Annotated in this window: 22 protein-coding genes; 14 read left to right on the top strand and 8 right to left on the bottom strand. The window is 36.1% G+C overall.

The window, feature by feature from the left end; translation table 11 throughout:
* Positions 1–6 precede the first annotated feature (6 nt).
* Both B8780_RS01460 and B8780_RS01455 read left to right on the top strand, forming a co-directional pair.
* Positions 7–1923 (top strand): beta-CASP ribonuclease aCPSF1, encoded by a 1917-nt coding sequence (locus B8780_RS01460; RefSeq protein WP_011177488.1) that lies wholly within the window; start codon positions 7–9, stop codon positions 1921–1923.
* Between the two features lie 34 nt (positions 1924–1957).
* Positions 1958–3583 (top strand): hypothetical protein, encoded by a 1626-nt coding sequence (locus B8780_RS01455; protein WP_084272404.1) that lies wholly within the window; start codon positions 1958–1960, stop codon positions 3581–3583.
* A 16-nt stretch (positions 3584–3599) separates the two neighbouring features.
* Here the strand turns inward: B8780_RS01455 and fsa are convergent, their stop codons facing one another.
* From fsa to B8780_RS01440, 3 genes are read right to left on the bottom strand one after another with little or no spacing between them, the layout of a single operon-like run.
* Positions 3600–4271 carry a fructose-6-phosphate aldolase gene (fsa, locus tag B8780_RS01450; RefSeq protein ID WP_011177490.1) on the bottom strand — a complete coding sequence of 224 codons (672 nt, stop codon included), beginning with the start codon at positions 4269–4271 and terminating at the stop codon, positions 3600–3602.
* Complete coding sequence (locus B8780_RS01445) at positions 4268–5218, bottom strand: transketolase family protein (protein ID WP_011177491.1); 951 nt, start codon at positions 5216–5218, stop codon at positions 4268–4270. The genes fsa and B8780_RS01445 overlap by 4 nt, the downstream gene beginning before the upstream one ends.
* 1 nt (position 5219) lies before the next feature.
* Complete coding sequence (locus B8780_RS01440) at positions 5220–6044, bottom strand: transketolase (protein ID WP_048059593.1); 825 nt, start codon at positions 6042–6044, stop codon at positions 5220–5222.
* 111 nt (positions 6045–6155) lie between these two features.
* Between B8780_RS01440 and B8780_RS01435 the strand changes: the two genes are divergently transcribed.
* Entirely contained in the window at positions 6156–6671 is a 516-nt protein-coding gene (locus B8780_RS01435; RefSeq protein WP_011177493.1) for a gamma carbonic anhydrase family protein, read from the top strand.
* Positions 6659–7384 (top strand): adenosylcobinamide-GDP ribazoletransferase, encoded by a 726-nt coding sequence (cobS, locus tag B8780_RS01430; RefSeq protein WP_011177494.1) that lies wholly within the window; start codon positions 6659–6661, stop codon positions 7382–7384. The genes B8780_RS01435 and cobS overlap by 13 nt, the downstream gene beginning before the upstream one ends.
* Positions 7385–7386: 2 nt before the next feature.
* Here cobS and B8780_RS01425 read toward each other — a convergent pair whose 3' ends face one another.
* On the bottom strand, positions 7387–7773 hold the full coding sequence (locus tag B8780_RS01425; RefSeq protein WP_011177495.1) for a hypothetical protein: 387 nt from the start codon (positions 7771–7773) through the stop codon (positions 7387–7389).
* Positions 7774–7881: 108 nt separating this feature from the next.
* On the opposite strand from B8780_RS01425, the gene B8780_RS01420 reads away from it, so the two are divergent.
* Complete coding sequence (locus tag B8780_RS01420; protein ID WP_011177496.1) at positions 7882–8382, top strand: ArsR family transcriptional regulator; 501 nt, start codon at positions 7882–7884, stop codon at positions 8380–8382.
* Entirely contained in the window at positions 8383–9408 is a 1026-nt protein-coding gene (locus tag B8780_RS01415; protein ID WP_084272403.1) for a tRNA (cytidine(56)-2'-O)-methyltransferase, read from the top strand.
* Here B8780_RS01415 and B8780_RS01410 read toward each other — a convergent pair.
* Both B8780_RS01410 and B8780_RS01405 read right to left on the bottom strand, forming a co-directional pair.
* On the bottom strand, positions 9392–10051 hold the full coding sequence (locus tag B8780_RS01410; protein WP_011177498.1) for a 16S rRNA (pseudouridine(914)-N(1))-methyltransferase Nep1: 660 nt from the start codon (positions 10049–10051) through the stop codon (positions 9392–9394). The genes B8780_RS01415 and B8780_RS01410 overlap by 17 nt on opposite strands.
* A gap of 30 nt (positions 10052–10081) precedes the next feature.
* Positions 10082–11068, bottom strand: coding sequence for a M48 family metallopeptidase (locus tag B8780_RS01405; protein WP_161939663.1), 987 nt, complete (start codon positions 11066–11068; stop codon positions 10082–10084).
* A gap of 88 nt (positions 11069–11156) precedes the next feature.
* Here B8780_RS01405 and B8780_RS01400 point away from each other — a divergent pair, with 88 nt between their 5' ends.
* From B8780_RS01400 to B8780_RS01390, 3 genes are all read left to right on the top strand, one after another.
* On the top strand, positions 11157–11411 hold the full coding sequence (locus B8780_RS01400) for a hypothetical protein (RefSeq protein ID WP_084272402.1): 255 nt from the start codon (positions 11157–11159) through the stop codon (positions 11409–11411).
* A 79-nt stretch (positions 11412–11490) separates the two neighbouring features.
* Positions 11491–12375 (top strand): coiled-coil protein, encoded by an 885-nt coding sequence (locus tag B8780_RS01395; RefSeq protein ID WP_084272401.1) that lies wholly within the window; start codon positions 11491–11493, stop codon positions 12373–12375.
* A 39-nt stretch (positions 12376–12414) separates the two neighbouring features.
* The gene (locus tag B8780_RS01390) at positions 12415–12855 is read left to right on the top strand and encodes a TIGR00304 family membrane protein (protein ID WP_084272400.1); all 441 of its coding nucleotides are present in this window, start codon (positions 12415–12417) and stop codon (positions 12853–12855) included.
* Here B8780_RS01390 and B8780_RS01385 read toward each other — a convergent pair.
* A complete protein-coding gene (locus tag B8780_RS01385; protein WP_011177503.1) occupies positions 12833–13918 on the bottom strand; it encodes a nucleotidyltransferase family protein in 1086 nt (361 codons plus the stop codon). The two genes, B8780_RS01390 and B8780_RS01385, sit on opposite strands and share 23 nt — an antisense overlap.
* A 79-nt stretch (positions 13919–13997) precedes the next feature.
* Between B8780_RS01385 and B8780_RS01380 the strand changes: the two genes are divergently transcribed.
* The 5 genes from B8780_RS01380 to B8780_RS01360 are packed head-to-tail and all read left to right on the top strand — an operon-like array spanning position 13998 to position 17535.
* Positions 13998–14321, top strand: a complete 324-nt coding sequence (locus B8780_RS01380; protein WP_084272399.1) for a transcriptional regulator — start codon at positions 13998–14000, stop codon at positions 14319–14321.
* Positions 14322–14326: 5 nt separating this feature from the next.
* Entirely contained in the window at positions 14327–14857 is a 531-nt protein-coding gene (locus B8780_RS01375) for a GNAT family N-acetyltransferase (RefSeq protein WP_236719344.1), read from the top strand.
* Positions 14858–14893: 36 nt separating this feature from the next.
* Positions 14894–15895: an ABC transporter permease family protein gene (locus B8780_RS01370; RefSeq protein ID WP_084272397.1), complete on the top strand. Its 1002-nt coding sequence runs from the start codon at positions 14894–14896 to the stop codon at positions 15893–15895.
* The gene (locus tag B8780_RS01365) at positions 15885–16628 is read left to right on the top strand and encodes a hypothetical protein (RefSeq protein ID WP_084272396.1); all 744 of its coding nucleotides are present in this window, start codon (positions 15885–15887) and stop codon (positions 16626–16628) included. Before B8780_RS01370 ends, B8780_RS01365 begins: the two co-directional genes overlap by 11 nt.
* Positions 16609–17535: a hypothetical protein gene (locus B8780_RS01360; protein WP_084272395.1), complete on the top strand. Its 927-nt coding sequence runs from the start codon at positions 16609–16611 to the stop codon at positions 17533–17535. Before B8780_RS01365 ends, B8780_RS01360 begins: the two co-directional genes overlap by 20 nt.
* On the opposite strand, the gene B8780_RS01355 is transcribed toward B8780_RS01360, so the two are convergent.
* Positions 17530–20322, bottom strand: coding sequence for an ABC transporter substrate-binding protein (locus tag B8780_RS01355; RefSeq protein WP_084272394.1), 2793 nt, complete (start codon positions 20320–20322; stop codon positions 17530–17532). The genes B8780_RS01360 and B8780_RS01355 overlap by 6 nt on opposite strands.
* Positions 20323–20338 lie beyond the last annotated feature (16 nt).

Genomic DNA, 20338 nt, shown 5'->3' with positions numbered 1-20338 from the left:
GCAGAAATGTCTTTTCGTGATTACTTATCTGAAGCCAAGGCTATATTTGACAGGCTTTATCCGGATAACAAGATCAGCGAGGTCGATTACGAGGGGCCAACAATAGTTGTATACACAAAGGATGAGGAGCTGTTCTCAAAGAGGGATGATATAGCAAGGCAGATAGCGCAGGAACTTAGAAGGAGGATAGCTGTAAGACCGGATCCAAGCATAATGCTTGACGAGGATACTGCGGAAAAGCTTATAAAGGAAATAATACCTGACGAGGCCGGATTAAAGGATATATATTTTGAGCCCGACACTGGCGAGGCCGTAATAGAACTTGATGAACCATCAATAGTTACAAGAAACCAGGAGGTCATGGTCAACATAAAATCAAGGACAAAGTGGTCTCCAAGGATTGTAAGGGCACCTCCAATGTACTCAAGAACGGTAAAGGAGATGCGCGAATTTTTAAGGAGCGTCAAAAAGGAAAGGAAGGAATTCCTTCACAATCTTGGAATAAAATTAACAACCCCGGTTATGCCAGGCGAGACATGGATAAGGATAACAGCACTTGGCGGCCACCGTGAGGTTGGCAGGAGTGCAACGTTAATATCAACAAACAATTCAAAGATACTTGTTGACTGCGGAATGATAAACGTCAATGATCCTGATCATCCATGGGAGGAGGCGCCATATCTTTACGTTCCTGAAATACAGCCGTTTTCTTCACTTGATGCCGTAATTTTAACGCATGCCCACCTTGATCATTCAGGCCTTGTTCCGCTTCTCTATAAATATGGCTATGATGGGCCATTATACACAACAGCGCCAACAAGGGATCTTGCTGCTTTGCTTCAAAATGACTACATAAAGGTTGCGCATTCAGAGGGTCATAAAATATCATACGAATCAAAGCATATAAGGGAAATGTTAAAGCATACAATAGCATTAAAATACAATGAAACAACGGATATAACACCGGATGTCAGACTTACATTATACAATGCCGGGCATATACTTGGATCCGCCTCAGTACATTTGCACATAGGCGATGGTCTTTACAACATTGTTTTGAGCGGCGATCAAAAGTTTGAAAAGACATGGCTTTTCAATCCTGCCGTTAACAGATTTCCAAGGGTCGAAACCTTTATGATAGAGTCCACGTATGCCGGCAGGGATGATTACACATATACAAGGTCAAGGGCCGGGGAGATACTCACAGATGTAATAAACAGAACTTTTGAGAGGGGCGGCTCTGTTTTAATTCCTGTATTTGCAGTCGGCAGGAGCCAGGAGGTCATGCTTGTAATCGAGGATGCGGTAAAAAGGAACATAATACCAAGGACAAACGTTTACCTTGAGGGCATGATCATGGAGGCAACCGCAATACATGCCGCATATCCAGAGTATTTAAACAAGGATCTAAGGGAGCAGATAATGGTAAAAAGGGACAATCCATTTTTAAGCGATATATTTAAGCAGGTTGAAACAAAGAAGCAGCGTGAGGAGATAATGGATTCAAGCGAGTCAAAGATCATACTTGCAACAGCCGGCATGATGAACGGTGGACCCGTTTTAGATTACTTTAAATCAATGGCGCCTTTAAGGGAACACAGCCTTGTTTTTGTTGGATACCAGGCGGATGGCACACTTGGAAGGTACATACAGTCCGGTGCAAAAAATGTAACATTGACGGATAATGGAAAGCCTGTTAAAATAGATATAAACATGTCAGTAGAAACTGCAGAGGGTTTTTCAGGCCATTCAAACAAGGCACAGCTTTTGAACTACATAGCAACGATGCAGCCAAAGCCACAGAGAATACTTGTTAACCACGGCGATGGTGATAAATGCTATGAATTCTCAAGGCTTATAAGATCAAAATTTGGAATAGATGCAATATCATTGAAAAATCTTGAAACGGTAAGAGTTTATTAGATAATATTATATATTAAAATTTTATTAATGCAGCATGAACAAAAAGTTCATATCAATTATACTTGTATCATTGTTTTTAATAGGCATGCTCGCATCAGCATCAAATGCAATGCCATATAAAAATGGATATAATTATACCAAGGAATCATATGGTGCATTAAATGTATCCTACAATGGTTCTATAATAATAGATAAGATCGTTGCCCATGGCAGCTCAGGGCCTTTTGTGTCATCAGGGAACCTATCAATAATAAAGAGCGGCAGAATACTATCATTTGAAACATTTGGTAATTCATCGTCAATAATAATATACTTTAACAAAGATGTAAACGTTACATACTCACAATCATTAAATTCAACTGTTAATATCCTTGGCATCTCTGTTTACGAGCACGAATCAATTTATTTAATAGAATACAAATCACTTTACTTTACAATGTATATAAATGGAAACAAGACATCACTATCAAACAATACATTATACATATCAGAGCCCACTGGTGTTAAGGTCAGGAATGTAAAATTGTACTCAATAGACGTTGATCTTATCGAGGGCGAGAAACCGGTCCAGAACTTTTTAAATGGCTATTTCGAGCACAGGCATGCCTATTTAAAAATACAGTACTCCAACGGGAATGTTTCAGGCAGATACATAAAGATGTATTATAAAAACGGCGTTTTCTACAACCTTACAAATAATATAACAGGAAATGTAATATTTAATAAGATGTACTCAAAATCATTGATATCAAATGTAAGTGTATCACCAAATATAATAACGCGCGGCGATATAATGTTATATACAAACCTAACAGGTTTGTACATGTTTCATAACAATCCAACACTGGAGACAAACATATTAATAAAGGATTCAGAGCTTAAGATATACCTTCCATCCACGGCAAGGATATATAATTATACAATGCCAATGCCGGTAGGTGTGAATATATCAGCGATGAACCAGTCCATGGAATTCAGTTTATTATTAAACGCAAAATTGCAGCCCGCAGACCATATAATATATGTTAACAACAATAACAATGTAACCGTCTTCTTTATCTATGGAAACTACACAGTTAAAAACAATGTTATAACTGTAATGTCCAGCAACACATCATTTATAAAATTTGTATCACCGCCAGGATACATAAAGGGCAATGTAATGTCACATCTTTTAAGCAGCGGAAGGCTTGCCGTTCAGGATATAATAGATAACGTAAACTCATCTATATACACATCACCGGTTTATTACAACTCATCTGTAAATTTATCATTTTATAAGCATTCATCAAATGCCCTTTACTTTAAAATATCATCAAGGCTTCATAAAGGAACAATAGTATCATTCTTTGTATCCTCAAGCGTCCTTAAATCGAATAAATTCTATGTTTACTTTGATGGAAGCCTGGCATCCAATGTATCGCTTTCAAAGATAGCAAATGAAACTGGAAGTGCCTATTATGCATACACAGAGACATCATCAGGTGCATACATTTATCTATACATACCACACTTCTCGAACCATACAATAGAAATAACAAGTGAAAAACCGGTTACCAGCATTGCAAGGCCAATACCATTAACAGATTATGGAATCATAGCAGCCGTTATAATAATAATTGTTGCAATAGTTGCCGTTGTTTTATATAAAAGGAAATAATTTTTAAAATATTTTTTTAAATTGGGAATGAACCGTCTGGAGATACCTTTTTCCAGTCGCTTAAAAATTTTGATAGCCCCTCATCTGTTTTGGGATGCATTGCAAGCTTTTTTATTACATCATAAGGCATTGTTATCACATCAGCACCGATGATCATGGATCTCAGGACATGCACTGGATTTCTAACGGAGGCTACTAATATCTTTGTCTTAAATGAATAATTATTATATATTGTTCTTATCTGGTTTATGATCTCCATACCATCCTCGCCTATATCGTCAAGCCTGCCAACGAATGGTGATACATATTCCGCACCGTTTCTGGCCGCAAGGGTTGCCTGTATTGCATTGAAAACAAGTGTGCAGTTTACAGGTATGTGCTTCTCCGAGAGTGTCTTCATTGCCCTGAGGCCGGCAAGCGTCATTGGTATCTTTATAACGGCGTTTGGACCAAGGTTGTGTATCTTTGTTGCCTGGTCAATCATTCCCTGGTAATCTGTTGCCACCACCTCTATGCTTACGGGTCCATCCACGGTTTTTAATATATCCTTAACGATATCAGAAAAACCACGGCCCTCCTTTTGCTCCCTTGAAATAAGTGTTGGGTTCGTTGTTACGCCATCTATGAGCCCGTATTCTATTGCATCCTTTATTTCATCTATATTTGCAGTATCAAGAAATATCTTCATCTTTTATCACCATTTACCATGTTCATTGCCGTATTAAAAAGATCCTTATATCCTATGTGGAAGTAATCAAAGAGCTCCATACCCTTTCCGCTCTTTCCAAAGGTATCATTCATGCCAAAGCGCTTAAGCCTTGCGTACTGATTCTCGGCGATGATCTCTGCAACCCGGCTTCCAAGGCCATTGTAAATTGAATGCTCCTCTGCTGTAATTATTCTTCCTGTTTCCCTGGCGGCCTTTATTATAACATCGCGGTCTATTGGTTTTATCGATGACATGTTTATGACCCTTGCAGATATGTTATTCTCCTTAAGAAGATCTGCTGCCCTTAATGCAAATGATACCATGATGCCATATGCAATTATTGTTATATCATTACCATCATTTAATGTCGATGCCTTACCCTCAATGAATTCATAATCATTGCTGTATATAACCGGAAACTTCTCCCTTGTTAATCTGACATAATGTGGTGAATCTCCATAATCGGCAAGGTAGTCTATAACCTTCCTCGTCTCAACAGAATCTGCAGGCACTATAACATGCATGTTTGGCAGTCCGGACATTATTCCAACATCCTCAAGCATCTGGTGTGTTGGGCCATCCTCACCAACCGATATTCCTGAATGTGTAACAACAAAGTTCACCGGTGCATTGTTATAGCATATTGACTGCCTGAGCTGCTCGTATGTTCTTGAAAGGAAGACAGCAAAGGTTGATGCAAAGACCTTTTTGCCTGAGAGTGCAAGACCGGCCGCAGTGGTTACCATTGACTGCTCTGATATGCCCATATTAAAGAAACGATCCGGAAAGCTCTTCCAGAAAATCTCGGTTTTTGTGGATGATGAAAGATCGGCATCGAGAACAACTATGTTCCTGTTTTTCGATCCAAGCCTTGCAAGCTCATCGCCGTATGCCTCCCTTAAACTTTCAAGAATCTCGGCCTGCAATTTACATCGCCTCTATATCATCGATGGCCCTTTTAAATTCATCATCGTTCTTTGGCGGTGCACCATGGTACTTTGGATTGTTTTCCATGTAGCTGACGCCCCTGCCCTTTACTGTATGTGCAACAATAAAGCTTGGGGCATCATTATTCTGCTTTGCATCCTCTATTGCGGCCTCAATCTCATTGAAATCATGGCCATCTATATCATAGACGTGCCAGCCAAATGATCTTACCTTCTTGCCTATATCATTCAATGGCATGATATCCTCTGTGAAACCATCCAGCTGTATTCTATTTCTGTCAAGTATTGCTATCAAATTATTCAATCCAAACTTGTATGCTGCCATTACTGATTCCCAGGTGCTGCCCTCCTCCATCTCACCATCGCCAAGTATTGCATAAACATGGTTTTTTATCCTGTCCATCTTTGATGCAATGGCAAAGCCGACGGCAACACCAAGGCCCTGGCCAAGTGAGCCTGTGGATGTCTCAACACCTGGTATGCCACGGTGAACGTGACCTTCAAGATCGGAATTGATACTTCTAAAACCAGATAATAATGATTCATCGAAGAAACCCCTCATTGCCAGGATTCCATAAAGCGCCGGTGATGCATGGCCCTTGCTCATGACAAGAATGTCCCTATCCTTTTTATATGGATTCCTTGGGTCTATATTCATCTCCTTAAAGTAAAGCACGGTTAAAACATCTGCTATGCTGAGTGATCCACCAGGATGACCGCTTTTTGCGGTGTAAACCATTTCAATGATCTTCTTTCTTAGCTCCTTTGAAACCGCCTTTAAATCACCAATAGCATATTCTTCCATTGTGTTATGCATTAATAATATATTTAAAAAGGTTTTTATACATATATAGTGAAAATAAAAATATATATTATCGCTTAAAAACATTTTTTTATATTAAACTATTAACTCCTTATGGTAAAAATAGGCAGGAATGTATTTATTGCGGATACGGCTGTTATAATTGGCGATGTTACCATAGGCGACAACGTAACAATAATGGATTCATGTGTAATACGTGGCGATCAGAACAGTATAATCATAGGCGATAATACAAATATACAGGATAACGCAACAGTTCATACATCATTAAGGGACAAAACCATAATTGGCAGGAATGTTTCTATAGGCCACAATGCAATAGTGCATGGAAGCACTGTTGATGATCTTGTTCTTGTGGGTATGGGTGCAATACTCATGAACGGCTCGCATATAAGATCGGGCTCAGTTATAGCAGCTGGTGCCGTTGTAACCGAGGGTTTTGAATCGCCTGAGAATGCACTGGTGGCAGGCCTTCCGGCAAGGGTAATAAAAACGGATGAAAAGTACAGAAAGATGGCAGAGGAAAATTCAAGGGAATATTTAATATTAAATAAAAGGCATTTAAACCATGAATTTGACGTTGTCAAGGGAAAAACATGCAGGGATTAAAATCGGCAATATCTTTTTTCACAATCATACCTGTTAAAGCTGATCTTAATAAAAATATTGTATTCTTTTTCACAATTACAGGTGCAATAACAGGTCTGATGGCGGCATCCATATTCTATCTAACAAGCTTTATAAACCAGTTGCTTGCATCCGTTGCCTCGGTCTCATTCCTTATAATAATATACGGATTCAATCATGCTGATGCTGTTCTGGACCTTGGCGATACATTCATGGTTCACGATCCCGAGAAAAAGAAGATAATTATAAAGGATGTTTATCATGGAACAGGTTCTGTTGTTACATTTTTTATAATTTATATCATAACAATATCCCTGTTATCATCTTTTAACAGTATCCAGGGCTCAATTGCATTGATATTATCCGAGACGATCTCAAGGTTTTCCATGTTAATGTCAATGTACAAAAGTAATTCATTCTCCGGTGGAATCTCTGAAATTTTTATATCATATTTTGATAAACCGTTTAAAATAACATTTTTCAATTTTCTTGTTATTATTTTAATATTTTTAATATTCTATAAATATATAATATTTACCATGTTTTCATTAATATCAATTGTTATATCATATTATTTTAAAAGTCATGAACAAAAAATCTTTAATGGCATCAATGGAGATATAATTGGCTTTACAGGAGAACTCTCAAGGCTGATATCACTTTTACTAATTTTAATATCGTTTAAATTAATATAAAATTAAGATCTCTCTTCCGTTATTTTTATTAAAACCATCCTGTCGTATTCTATGTTAAAATGTATCTTCTTTGACTTTATGCAGGCTGCAACCTCCTCTGTAACATCCTCGATCTCATCTGATGGCGTTCCATGGAATATCGTTATCTCATTTTTATTCTGTGGTATTATCATCTTAAATTTTGCATTCTCCCTTCTGTATCCAAATGGTCTTCTGTCCTTTAGTATTTCCTCCATGTTTAGCTCGAGCATAACATCATCGAACTGCTTTTCCTCCTGGTTAACCTTGGTCTTTTCCTCGACGGCGTAGTACATGTCCGGAAAGTATTTCTCCAGATCCTTCCAGTGGAATGATTCATTAAAAACTATATGGCCGCTCCAGTTCTTCACAATTCTATATATTTATTTACTACATTAATCTTTTTTAAATTTAAAGAAAAACAGGAACATTATAAAAGTTCAGAAATAATTATATCCGATATAACAATTGTGAATAAAATGGCAAGCAGAATTAAGGTTGTTAATGACGTTGGAGAACTTGTTACAATATTCCATGCGGCTGATACTGATGTAAAGAGAAAATTATTGCTTGATCTTTCAACTGGCTGGATAACCATGCAGCAGATAGAGGAAAAATACGGTGCCGATGGTAAAAAAGCACTTTTATATCTTGACAAGATAAAGTTAATAGAAACGCAGTGGACCACTGGCAGCAGCGGCCCGGAGAAGGCGTATCATACATACTATTCAAGCGTCCAGATTAATTTAATAGGCTCAATGTCCGATCTCTCTGATATTATATATGCGACCACCATGAGCTATGATGAATTAACAAACTATGAAAACAGGATCATCTCAATGATGGAGAACAACAGCATCTTTATCGGTGATGTTATAGACAGGCTTGGCATTTCACAGACGTTTCTAAAGGGCATTATAAACAGATCTTCAATATTGCAAATAAAGGGATATAAAATAGAAAAGGTGGCTGACATTTAAATGATAACCGTACTTAGGATAGGACACAGGCCATTCCGTGATAAAAGGATAACAACGCACGTGGCGCTTGTTGCCAGGGCCTTTGGCGCATCGTCTATTTATATAGATACCAGGGACGATGAGCTTGAAAACACTGTAAAAAAGGTTGTTGACAACTTCGGTGGCTCCTTCGAAGTAAAAACCGGCATAGAATGGAAAAGCTTCATGAAAAAATTCCATGGCACAAAGGTGAATCTAACAATGTATGGTGAGCCCATCGAAAAGAGGATCGATGAGATAAAATCAGGGGATGACATACTTGTTTTGGTGGGTGCCGAGAAGGTTCCAATAGATGCATATCTCATTGCCGATTATAATATATCGGTAACAAACCAGCCACACAGCGAGGTTGCTGCCCTGGCAATCTTCCTTGACCGGTATTTTGATGGTAAGGAGCTGGAAAAATCATATGAGGGCAAAATAAATGTTGTACCTATGAATCATGGGAAGCTTGTCAAGTACATACCGGATGAGGATCAGTGTCTAATGATATTAAAATCAGAGAATGCTGACGATTTAATAATAAGGCATGTTGAAACTGTTTACAAGGTTGCGATGCGCATGGCAGATTGTATACCATGTGATAGAAGGCTTGTGGCTGCCGGTGCCCTTCTTCACGACATAGGCAGGACAAAAACAAATAATATAGATCATGCAATAGCAGGCGCAGAGATATTAAAGAAAAAGAATATTGATGATAGAATAGTAAGAATCGTCGAGAGGCATACCGGTGCAGGAATAACAAGTGAGGAGGCCCAGAAGCTTGGATTGCCGGTTAAGGACTATGTCCCGGAAACCATTGAGGAAAAGATCGTTGCACATGCCGATAACCTTGTATCAATGGATAGAATAATAAATTTAAAACAGCTCATGGATAAATACGAAAATAAAAATCTTCACGATGCAGCATTAAGAATAAAAAAACTTCATGAGGAACTATCAAAAATGTGCGGCAGGGATCTCGATGATATTACAAAAGACCTTTAAATCTTTCATATTCGGTTATTACCTCCATGCCCACTGACCATATCGTAAGCTCCTCGTTGAATATTGAATATGATTTATATTTTTTATAGACATCAGTTATGTAATCGCCCTCAGAGAATCCGCCTATGAGAAAGCAAACATCATCTGAAATAATATTGTTCAATCTATTCTTTTCGCCATGCGGTGATAGAACTATAACGTTATTGAATCTTGATAGCAGGCTTAAAAGATCCATGTCATACATATCTAAAAGTGTGTTTCCATTGTATACAATCCTGTTCTTTCTAAACAGATCCTCAATGAGCCCCTGGAATCTATTATATGATTTTGGAAGCCTTACCTCAGGATTTATCTCTATGACCTTATTTCTCTTTGTATGTATAAATATTCTTAGATTACCTGACTTGTTCAGGATTGATTCCAGTGCAACCTCAAGGAATATGTATATTATATCAGGCCTGCCAAACCTGTTTGATTTTCCAGGGTAGTACCTTTCAATAATGCTGTGCATGTAATTTGAATCCAGAAGCATATAATTTATATCCTTCTTATTTTTATTTGCCATCCTTCTAAGCACTGGGTCATTCCTCATTTCATCTGGTATTGTTTCAAGCTCGGCATCACCTATAACGATATTGAGCATGCACTTCAATTATATCTTATATTATTAAATTTATGAGCTTCTTGATCTGTTTATTATTGATATCCTCCTGTCTATTGACGGATGATCAAGGTATATATCGCTTATTCTCCTGCTAAATATTTCAAGGTTTTCTATCTTATGAAGCGCACTTATTAAATAATCCGGATTAACATATTTTATGGCTGTAAGATCAGCGTTTATTTCGTTCCTTCTTTTTATATAATTCAATAAAAATGTTGTAAAAAACATGTATATTATTATTGATATAACAGGAAGCATGATACCGGCAAATGAATCCAGTGTTAGGCCATAGAGTGCTATATTTATTAAAAATAATATTACTGCAAAGTTTATTATTGATGTCTTTAAATTATGCCTTAGCTTTATATGTGCAAACTCATGAGCCATAACAGCTGTTACCTCATCAACATCAAGTATGTTCATTAAAAGCCTGGTTATAAAAACGTATGATTCCTTCCTGCTGACTGTAAAGGCATTTGCTATTCTATTCCTTGTATCAAGTATGTAAAGATCAGGAACATTTATATTCATTGCATTTGCAAGCTCCATGGCCCTGTAAAGAAACGGCTCGTAAAGCGGATCCGATCTTGATATTAGCATGCCTATTATCGGGCCATTTAATGAAACAATCCATGTTGTTATTACGAATGCGTTTACTATCAATATAAATGAATAGAATCTTATGAATGGAAATGGATACTCAAGAAAGATAAAGATCGTTAACAGAACAGATAAAGAGAGAACATAGCGCCATGAATTATCCTCCAGTATGTATCCCTGGATATCGATGTTTTTATGATACCTGGCATGTATTTTATACCTCATGTAAAAATATATTGAAAAATTTAATAGCGAGACAATTAACATTATTGAAAGCAAATAAAAGCTGAACCTGATCGATGAAATTACAATATATGATATTATTAAAAGCGCAAGCGAAATATATGATACCTCCCTGGACTCCCTTAAATAATTTTTTCTCTCAGATTTTTCCATATGACCATAAATAAACATAAGAGACTTTATAAGCCTAATGGTCAATAAATAAAAAAATTAATAAAGAGCCCTTGAGTATAGGCATAAAATGGTAAAGACGTTTGATGTTAACAGCCTTAGTGAGAGAAAACGCTTTGAATTAAAGCTTCAAATAGCACTTTTAAACAATGCATTAAAGATCCAGTCAATGTCGCCACATCCAGAAAAGTATGACGAATACATAAATGAGAGGCATACAATTATAAGGTCAATACTAAACACAACTGCGGATTTTATTGTTAAGGATGGTGATAATATACTTTATAAATCATTTAATGAAATCATGGATAAAAATCGTAAATAATTAAATGTTTCTATAATCGATAATAGAAAAATATATATCTGGCGCCTTAATTATGAATTACTTTTATCGAAGTGTTATCATGACCGACCTTCTGGAAGAATTTGAAAGTAAGCGAGAAAGCTTAAGAGCCGAGGTAGAAGAGCATATAAAGAGGCGCGATGCAGCAAACGAAGAGGCGCAGAAGTTTGCGAAGAAACGCGACGAATTGAATGCAAGGACGCACGAGCTCAGGGAAGAGGCAAAGAAAAAGATAGCCGAAAAGAACGATCTAATAGAGAAGATCAAGAAGCTGCGAGAGGAAAAGGAGGCACATTACAGGGAGCTCTCCAGGCTTAGGGAGGAATACAAAAAACTAAAGGCCAGCGCCGTGCAGAAAATAAACACAAAGGATATAAAATCAAAGGAACGTGAACTGCAGTACCTTGAAAAGAAGCAGCAGACAACGGAATTATCAAAGGAGGACGAAAACAAGATTATAACCGAGATCAGAAGGCTTACAAATGAAATAAAGAGAATGAAGGCAGAGCGCGATGACGAGCTTCTAAAAAACACCGATATAAAGGAGATTACACAGAAAATAAACGAGGAGAGAAAAGCCGGCGAGGATTACAAAAAGCAAATAGAGGAGATATCAAACAGGATATCCGAGCTGAGCGAGCAGATAACATCTGAGCTGCAGGTTCTTGACAACGTAAGAAAAGAGGCAGATGAAAACCACGAACAGTTCGTTAAATACAATCAGGAGGCAGAAAAAGAACATCAGGCATTTATAAAGGCCAAGAACGATCTAAGGGACCTTGAAAAGGCAATATCCGCCCTGAGAAATAAAAACAGGAGCACCAGAAAGAAGGAAAAGGAAAATGAACTCCAGCAGAAGGCATCCGAGCTCTTCGAAAGGTTCAAGAATGGTGAGCAGCTCACAACCGAGGATCTGCTCATACTTCAAAAAGCTGGTTTTCTTTGAATACAAAAGGAAATATATTAAAATTTATTTATTTTAGATATGAACTACATTAAGGCAGGACTTGCTTTAATATTCTCTGGCTTTCTGTTGTTTATAATCCTTGCCATTTTTGGTCTTGTAAAGCTTGGATTATTTCTCGTCTTCCCATTTGCAATAAGCACCAGCGTGCTTTCAATAATACCATTTTTGTTAATCTTTATAGGCTTTATAATGATCTTTTTTTATCCCTTTGTTAACGATTACAGATATAATGATTATAAATACTATGAATACCAGGATGAATATGACCATGAAGACAGCAAAAATGAATATAATAAAGACGATTATAAAGAAAGCAGCAAAAAATATTCTGGATTTCTATTGATAGGGCCTGTGCCAATAATATTCGGCAACGATAGGAGGCTTGTCTACATCTCAATAATCATAGCTGTATTAATAATAATCTTTTATTTTATACTCATACTTGCTCATCTGTTATAATCTTTGATGCAAGTGAAACATTATAAACCCTGGATTTTCCATGCAGATCAAGATCCGGTGATATGACGCTTTCAATGATTTCAGAATCCTCTCCTATTACGCAGTTCCTCATTATAACCGATTTTTTTATCACGGTATTGTCCATGATCCTGCTTGCATCCATTATTATTGAATCCTCTATGTGAACATTGTTGCCCAAAACAACACCGTTGTATATTGCAGAACCTTTTATAACGGTATTTTTGCCTATCTGCAGGTTTGTGCCTATATACGATGAATCAATAATATCATCTGACAGATCTGATGTGGTTTTTATTATATTTTTACCGGTGATGTTTTTCGAATCGTATTTAAAACCGTATTTGTTAACCATGATCTGGTTTCCCTTTATAAGATCATTTGGCCTTCCTGTATCAAGCCATGTACCGTTTCCAAGATACCCATAGATCGGCGTTCCATGGCGCATCAATCTTGGAAAGAGCTCCTTTGCAAAATCAAATGGGATTTTATCTATGTATTTTAATACCTCAGGTTCTATAACGTATATTCCAGCATTTACTATATTTGAAAATGCCTCACCTGCGGCCGGTTTTTCAAGGAATCTGGTTATTACATCATCCTTTAGGTCAACGATTCCAAACTGGCTTGGGTCATCGACCCTTGTAAGAACTATTGTGACGCTGGCATTCTTTTTTTTATGGAAATCTATTATACTCTTTATATCAAAATCGTATAATATATCACCGCTGCCAACAACTATTGTGTCATCAATAAAATTTGATATGAGCTTTACACTGCCTGCGGTGCCGGCCGGCTCCCTCTCAACTGAAAATAATACGTTCTGATCTGGTTTTTTTGCCTCTATTATACCGTTTATCAGTGATTCAAACTTGTAGCCAGTCGTTACTATTGCATCCTTTATACCTGCATCATAAAATGAATCCATTAAATAGCTAACACATGGTTTTCCAGCTATTGGCACAAGTGGCTTTGGTATTGAATATGTTATTGGTCTTAGCCTTGTGCCCTTGCCGCCAGCCATAACAACAGCCTTTAAACTCATGTTAGTAATAAGCAATACTTAATTATATTATTTTCCCCTGTTATAGAAAATAATATATAAATAAGTGACATGCGATATCATGAATGATTATTCAATATTCAAAGAGGTAAAGGACGATATAGACACGCTTAGAAGGCACATACTAATAATAAGGACACTTTTAATGGAGCAGCCACAGGGCATTATTAAGATGTCCCAGGAGACAGGCATACCGGAGCATAAGATAAGACACTCATTGCGCATTCTGGAACGCGAGGGTATTATCGAGGCCTCAAGGGAGGGTGCAATACTAACATCATCGTTTATGGAAAATAAACGCAAGGTTATTGAATCAGGAAAGAAGGCACTGGATGAATTCAATGATCTATACAAGGAGCTTAAGAACCTTCTTGAAAACCAATGATTTTTATGATATGGAAGAGGCATTTAGAATCAAAGGACTATATAATACGCGAGGCAAATCCAAGGGACGCAAGGCAGATAATTGACTGCATGCAGAGTGTTATGGATGAAAAGATTTACCTTGTTGGCGAGTACTATCTGCTGACGGAGCGAGGCGAGCAGGAGCGTTTAAAAAATCCAGATGAGCTGACACTTGTATGCGAAATAAACAATAAAATCGTCGGTGTTCTGACGCTTCAAAGGGGTTTTTATAAAAAGAACAGGCATACTGCAAATCTTGGCATAGCGATAATGTCAGGATACCGCGGCATTGGCATAGGTACAAGGATGATAAGGCAGGCACTGGAATGGGCCATGGATCACGGCATAGAAAAGGTAAACCTGGAGGTTTTTTCATCGAACAAAAATGCAATAAGCCTTTATAAGCACCTTGGCTTTGAAATCGAGGGTATAAGGAAAAACCAGTTCATAATAAATGGCTCATATGTGGATGACATACTGATGACAATTTACACCTCGGAGTCCATGAAAAACTGAAAATTTAAATAATTACTTTATGATTCAAGTTTGTAAATGAAGCTTTCAAAAATTGCATTAAAATACATTTATACGTTTTTATTCACAACAGCAGTTTTATTTATATTTATCAGGTCAAATTCAAACATTTACATTGAAAAAAGCTTTTCATTGAATTATAATTATTCCATAAAAAGCCTTGGTTTAAAATATCCTGTTCCAATACAGTACTTTTATTATCTAAAGGATATAATAACAGGCAACCTGGGCTATGTAAATAATCCATACTATAATGGAAGCTTTATCTCGGCAATACATGTGTTTCTTCCAAACACATTATTTATAATTATAACATCATTTATTGTTTCATTAATTCTTGGATATTATATCGGCATTAAAATATCCATGTCCGGGTTTAAATTTAATATATCCATGATCCTAATGCCCTTTTTTTATGTCTTAACAGGGCTTTCCATTCTTTTAATCTTTGGCTCGATCCTTGGCGTGCTGCCCGTCAAGGGTACGGTATCACCACTGGCCTTTGGGCCAAAAAATCACTGGGTCATTCCATACAATAATAATATAATAGTTACATATCCAACCGGATCAATAATAATAGATTCAATCATTCACCTCTCAGGACCGGTTTTTTTAAGCTCAATACTCTATTTTATTATGCCGTTTGTTACTATTGTAATTCCAACAATGGTTTATACTGCATCATATGTATCCATGGCAGTTTACAATGAAATAAAAAGGGATTATGGCATGTCGCTTATTATATATTCAAACAGTTATAAGGACATGATATCAAAGCTTAGAAACAATATAAGAAGTAAAATTATTTCAGGCATAAAAAGATCATTCCTGCTTGTTGTTATAGGCTCAATTATATCTGGAATAATCTTTTCATATCAGGGCATGTGGTCATTACTTTTTTATTCTTCAAGGTATAACTACAATGCGTTTTCAGTTTCATCAAGCGTGCTAATTTTCTTCATTATTATAATAATATTCTATTTTATAGTTGATGCATACGGTGGTGTTTATGAGATATAACCATGTATACATATTCTATTTTATATTAATTCTTTACATAACAGGCTTCATGATAGATTTAATTGATCCCAGGATAATCGGGGTTTCATCAGCGTCAAATTTAATACTTTTTGCGGGGCACAGCAGCGTTCCGGAGCCACCAAGATTGAGCTTCCAGATGTTGATGGGAACAGGTCCCCTTGGCATATACATATTTCCTGCACTGATAGGCTCATTAATAACCGATATACCAATGGCACTTCTATCAACAGCGATATCATTAATAATGCTCTATATATTTGTGCATCAGTATAAAAATAAAATAGTAAAGAACATTATTGACGCTGCATCAACCTCATTTCTATTTCTAAATATAATGATTGCTGTTCTAATAATATACTTTGCCGGCCCATCGACAATAAGCATTTCAACAGGTGTTGGATTATCAATATGGCCATTGTATTTAAGAAGGTACAAAACACCGGCATCATTAAGATACCTACTTGCCATGATCTTCTCTGGAATAGGAAATTCACTTGCAATAATAGCATTCATATTCTTTTCAGGCATTTACACATCGTATTTAAATAACGTCGGCAATATCATGTACATGGATTCATTATCGATAAGGTACGCCGCCCTTGGATACTGGTGGGTTATACTATTTCCGTTAATCTTTTATTCACTGTTTGTTATCTCAACAAATATTGTATCAAATCATATGGTGAATTTAAATGATCCTAGAGGCCAGTAATATAAAAATAAATAACAATGGCATGATAAAAAGTTGCGATGATTTTAGACTCTCCAGCGGCGATATTATAAAAATAAATGGAGATGACGATATAGCAAAGGCACTTGCATGCATATATGATGGCGAGGTTTCCGGCTCGTTCCTAATTGATGGTAAAAACCTGCTTGATATCTATAAAATAAGGAACCTAAGGAGAAGGCAGGAATTTTTAAACTCAATTGTAAATTATGGCCTGTTCTTTGTACCGGCCAATCCGGCAAAGGTAATGAACAGGAACAGCAGACTGATTGACGAGATATATTTAATGATAGGCAGAAGGGCAATTGTGAACATTTTAAATACAATAATAAGGAGGGAGATGTTCACATACAATGATATAGAAAATTTAATTAAATATTATAAAGAGAATAAAAGCTTTCTTGATTACTGGTGCATACTTTATGGCGTCTACGATTATATAAGAGATATAGAATCATATATAAATTCAGGTGATACAGAGTCAATATTTAAAATATTAATAATGAAGAAGCGCGGCATAGATGTGGGCGAGGCTGTAATATTAAGAAACATCTATAAATCAGATCTTGTAAAAAATAATTCAAGGAGGATAACAGGCATTGAAAGATTGAGATACAGCTTTTTATTCTATTTTAATAGAAGGATCTTCTATTATATACGTGATGAGATATCAAATGAATTGAAAGGCTATATAAGAAGATCAGGTTTAAATGTCGATTTAAATTCCATGGTTTACGAAAATTCCATTGAAAACCTAAGGTCATTAATGTTCAGCCTCTCCATAATAAAATCACCAAGCATAATCATTGTAAAGGACCATGATGAAATACTTGAAAAATATCTTGATATATATAAAAATATTGGTGTTTCCATAATAATTGTATCATGATACATAGTTGAAATATATTATGTAACCATTGCAGGCATCATTTAAGCTGTAATGCGGATTGTATATTATATTACTCCTGTAGCTCTTTGAAATAATGAATAAATTATATTGATATGACATATTTTTTATTAAAGGATAATTATTAATATTTTTCATGTAATCCCTGCTTATATTATATATCATTTTAATTTCTGTACTGTTTAGATTCATTGATTTTAGATGGTTTATTACCATGCCTGTAATGTCTTCCGTTGTATTGTAAATCGAAATATCATATAACGGCATGTAGCTATTATTTGAATATATATATGATGATGGAACGGGAATTATTGGGAACGAACCGCCCTTAATGATATCTGAAAGGTAACCACTTATGTATGTAAGTTCCGTATCAGGCTGTGAATAACCTGAAAATACTGGTATTACAATCTTTTTTCCATTGTAAAGATAAATGCCTGAAGCATATGTTATATTTTTATCCAATTTTACAATGTAAGACCAGTCGTTTTTAGATTCATTCAGGTATGATTTATCATGTGTAACCGTGTATAAATATATTGAGTATATCATGTTCCTTGCATAGTAGTTTGAAAATATATTCAATGGAAAATTATAGTATGAATACCTTGAAAGCAACGTTCCATTTACATTATCCGAAAATGAGATTATGTTAACAAAGCTTCCTGCAGATATGTTGTACATTGTGCCTGTATAATAGCTGGTCTCTATTATCTGCGTCTCGTTGCTTCTTATTGACTGATAAAGATCAGACTCGGAATCCTCGTAGACAATCCTTACAATGTATGGGGCATTCTCATTGATCTTGCTACCTATGTAATATGGATTTTTTATTAGGACAATCTTGTAATCCGGTATTGAATAGTATACCTCATAAGGGCCGTCTGAAAAGACGCTTTTTATTGTTTTATTATAATATTTTGAGTAGTTGCTAAATCCTGAAGGGGACCATGCAAAGGATGCGTTTATTGATTTTAACCATTGAGGATCAATTATAAAAGTTCCGGGAGATGAGAATATCATGAAGGCCCTTTCCGGGCTTATGGGCTGTTTGAAATGAAATGTCACCTCATCTGTTAAATTGTTTATTGTAATAGCACCAGTTATATTATAGAAATTATGGTCATTGTAATTTCCAAGAAGATAATCTGCCACGATCCATCCAGGTGAACCCGTTCTGTTTGATAATAAAATATCCCTTGCAATTGAGTACATAACATCCCACGGCGTCACCCTTGAGCCATTCTGGAACTGGGCATCCGGTCTTATTTTAAACGTGTAATTTGTGTAATTGCCAGAGATGCCATGGCCCGGAGCAGGCAGATACTCTGCAAGATCCGGTACATAGGTTCCATTTATATCTGAAACAAGAGTGCTGTACGTATTGTAAAGTATCTCCAGGTCAGCAGGTGATGATGCAAGCTGTGGGTCCAGGTTATTATATGGTGATACAGCACCATAGGTTATTGAATATCCCATGTAATTGCTTGATATAGAGCTGTTTCCAACAAAGAAGTCCAGGTAATAGCCTGTTTTTGTCTCATTCTTGTATCCGGATATCTTATAATAATATTTATAAACGTATTTTACCGCATGGCTTTTATTATAATTTATATATGAGCTGTTCATATATGTTATATTGTCATTGTTGAATGATACCATTGTATTATTAAGAATCTTAAATTTATCGCCATTAAAAAGGAAGATATTTCCAGATAATTTTCCTGAAAGATCTTTTATAACGGCAAGTGTGCCTGAATCGAATTTAATTTTATTATTCGTTGAGAAGTTTCCCGTTATGGTCCTGTTTGATATTCTTGTGGAACCTATAATATCCATTGATAGATTTCCATTTATCGTTGTGCCGTTGTATATATAAACTATGTCATTTTTTATATCAATGCCACCGGAATAGTAAAATGATCCATTACCGGCCATGCGGGCGCAGGTGTTATTTTTATAAACTGCCGTGCCATTTATGTAATATAACGAAGAAATGTTACTTGCATTGTTATAAACAAGGCCGTTTAGTCTTGTATTGACCGCATAAATTTTATAATAATTAACGCTCTTGATGATCTCTCCGGACGTTGTGGATAGATATGCGTTATAATAGCCATTTTTAAGATCAAGGTATAATGTATTGTTTAAAGGCGTGTAATAGCCCAATGATTCATTGTAAACGTATGTTAAATTGTATTTATTAAGGTAGGACCCATTTTTAAACAATGTTATTGATTGATAAATAACTGAATAGTTTTTATTAACAGGGTTTCCCGTGGTTGTGGCAGATAATTCGACATGATTGTTCCTGTTATATATAATTGAAAGTATGCCCTGTGCGCTTATATTTGATGTGTTTTTAAACGGTATGTAAACCGGAATCAAACTTTTATTACCATTATAAAATCCATTTGTGAAGTTTCCTGTATAATATATATAATACTCACCGGGATATTTATAGATATGCGATATTTTAAATACATCAGATCCTGAATAATAAATCGTGTTGTATGTACCATCACCCCAGAATACTGTTATATTTTTAAATGGCGAGCTCGTTTTTACCGTTATTGTGTATGGCAGGCCAATGGATGCATCCCTGGAATAGCTTGCACTGATATATGGCCTTGGAAATGCAGGGTGATCAAGTGATATTATACCAAAAGCTGAAATTATAACTATAATGACAACGATCATGGCATACCATTTGGCTGCTTTCGATCTGGGCCTTTCAGGGCCAACCTCCGGTTCTGGTATGTCATACATGGCATAGGATTGAAAT

It is taken from the genome of Picrophilus oshimae DSM 9789, from assembly GCF_900176435.1.
GTDB classification, from domain to species: domain Archaea; phylum Thermoplasmatota; class Thermoplasmata; order Thermoplasmatales; family Thermoplasmataceae; genus Picrophilus; species Picrophilus oshimae.
The sequence above is the reverse complement of the archived record's forward strand: the minus strand, read 5'-3'. Positions and strand labels throughout refer to the sequence as shown.

What these genes read in the sequence shown, in the direction of transcription:
- B8780_RS01460 (WP_011177488.1), top strand. Translation starts at nt 7, where the DNA reads ATGTCTTTTCGTGATTACTTATCTGAAGCCAAGGCTATATTTGACAGG.
- B8780_RS01455 (WP_084272404.1), top strand. Translation starts at nt 1,958, where the DNA reads ATGAACAAAAAGTTCATATCAATTATACTTGTATCATTGTTTTTAATA.
- fsa (WP_011177490.1), bottom strand. Translation starts at nt 4,271, where the DNA reads ATGAAGATATTTCTTGATACTGCAAATATAGATGAAATAAAGGATGCA.
- B8780_RS01440 (WP_048059593.1), bottom strand. Translation starts at nt 6,044, where the DNA reads ATGGAAGAATATGCTATTGGTGATTTAAAGGCGGTTTCAAAGGAGCTA.
- B8780_RS01435 (WP_011177493.1), top strand. Translation starts at nt 6,156, where the DNA reads ATGGTAAAAATAGGCAGGAATGTATTTATTGCGGATACGGCTGTTATA.
- cobS (WP_011177494.1), top strand. Translation starts at nt 6,659, where the DNA reads ATGCAGGGATTAAAATCGGCAATATCTTTTTTCACAATCATACCTGTT.
- B8780_RS01420 (WP_011177496.1), top strand. Translation starts at nt 7,882, where the DNA reads ATGGCAAGCAGAATTAAGGTTGTTAATGACGTTGGAGAACTTGTTACA.
- B8780_RS01415 (WP_084272403.1), top strand. Translation starts at nt 8,383, where the DNA reads ATGATAACCGTACTTAGGATAGGACACAGGCCATTCCGTGATAAAAGG.
- B8780_RS01410 (WP_011177498.1), bottom strand. Translation starts at nt 10,051, where the DNA reads ATGCTCAATATCGTTATAGGTGATGCCGAGCTTGAAACAATACCAGAT.
- B8780_RS01405 (WP_161939663.1), bottom strand. Translation starts at nt 11,068, where the DNA reads ATGGAAAAATCTGAGAGAAAAAATTATTTAAGGGAGTCCAGGGAGGTA.
- B8780_RS01400 (WP_084272402.1), top strand. Translation starts at nt 11,157, where the DNA reads ATGGTAAAGACGTTTGATGTTAACAGCCTTAGTGAGAGAAAACGCTTT.
- B8780_RS01395 (WP_084272401.1), top strand. Translation starts at nt 11,491, where the DNA reads ATGACCGACCTTCTGGAAGAATTTGAAAGTAAGCGAGAAAGCTTAAGA.
- B8780_RS01390 (WP_084272400.1), top strand. Translation starts at nt 12,415, where the DNA reads ATGAACTACATTAAGGCAGGACTTGCTTTAATATTCTCTGGCTTTCTG.
- B8780_RS01385 (WP_011177503.1), bottom strand. Translation starts at nt 13,918, where the DNA reads ATGAGTTTAAAGGCTGTTGTTATGGCTGGCGGCAAGGGCACAAGGCTA.
- B8780_RS01380 (WP_084272399.1), top strand. Translation starts at nt 13,998, where the DNA reads ATGAATGATTATTCAATATTCAAAGAGGTAAAGGACGATATAGACACG.
- B8780_RS01375 (WP_236719344.1), top strand. Translation starts at nt 14,327, where the DNA reads ATGATATGGAAGAGGCATTTAGAATCAAAGGACTATATAATACGCGAG.
- B8780_RS01370 (WP_084272397.1), top strand. Translation starts at nt 14,894, where the DNA reads ATGAAGCTTTCAAAAATTGCATTAAAATACATTTATACGTTTTTATTC.
- B8780_RS01365 (WP_084272396.1), top strand. Translation starts at nt 15,885, where the DNA reads ATGAGATATAACCATGTATACATATTCTATTTTATATTAATTCTTTAC.
- B8780_RS01360 (WP_084272395.1), top strand. Translation starts at nt 16,609, where the DNA reads ATGATCCTAGAGGCCAGTAATATAAAAATAAATAACAATGGCATGATA.
- B8780_RS01355 (WP_084272394.1), bottom strand. Translation starts at nt 20,322, where the DNA reads ATGTATGACATACCAGAACCGGAGGTTGGCCCTGAAAGGCCCAGATCG.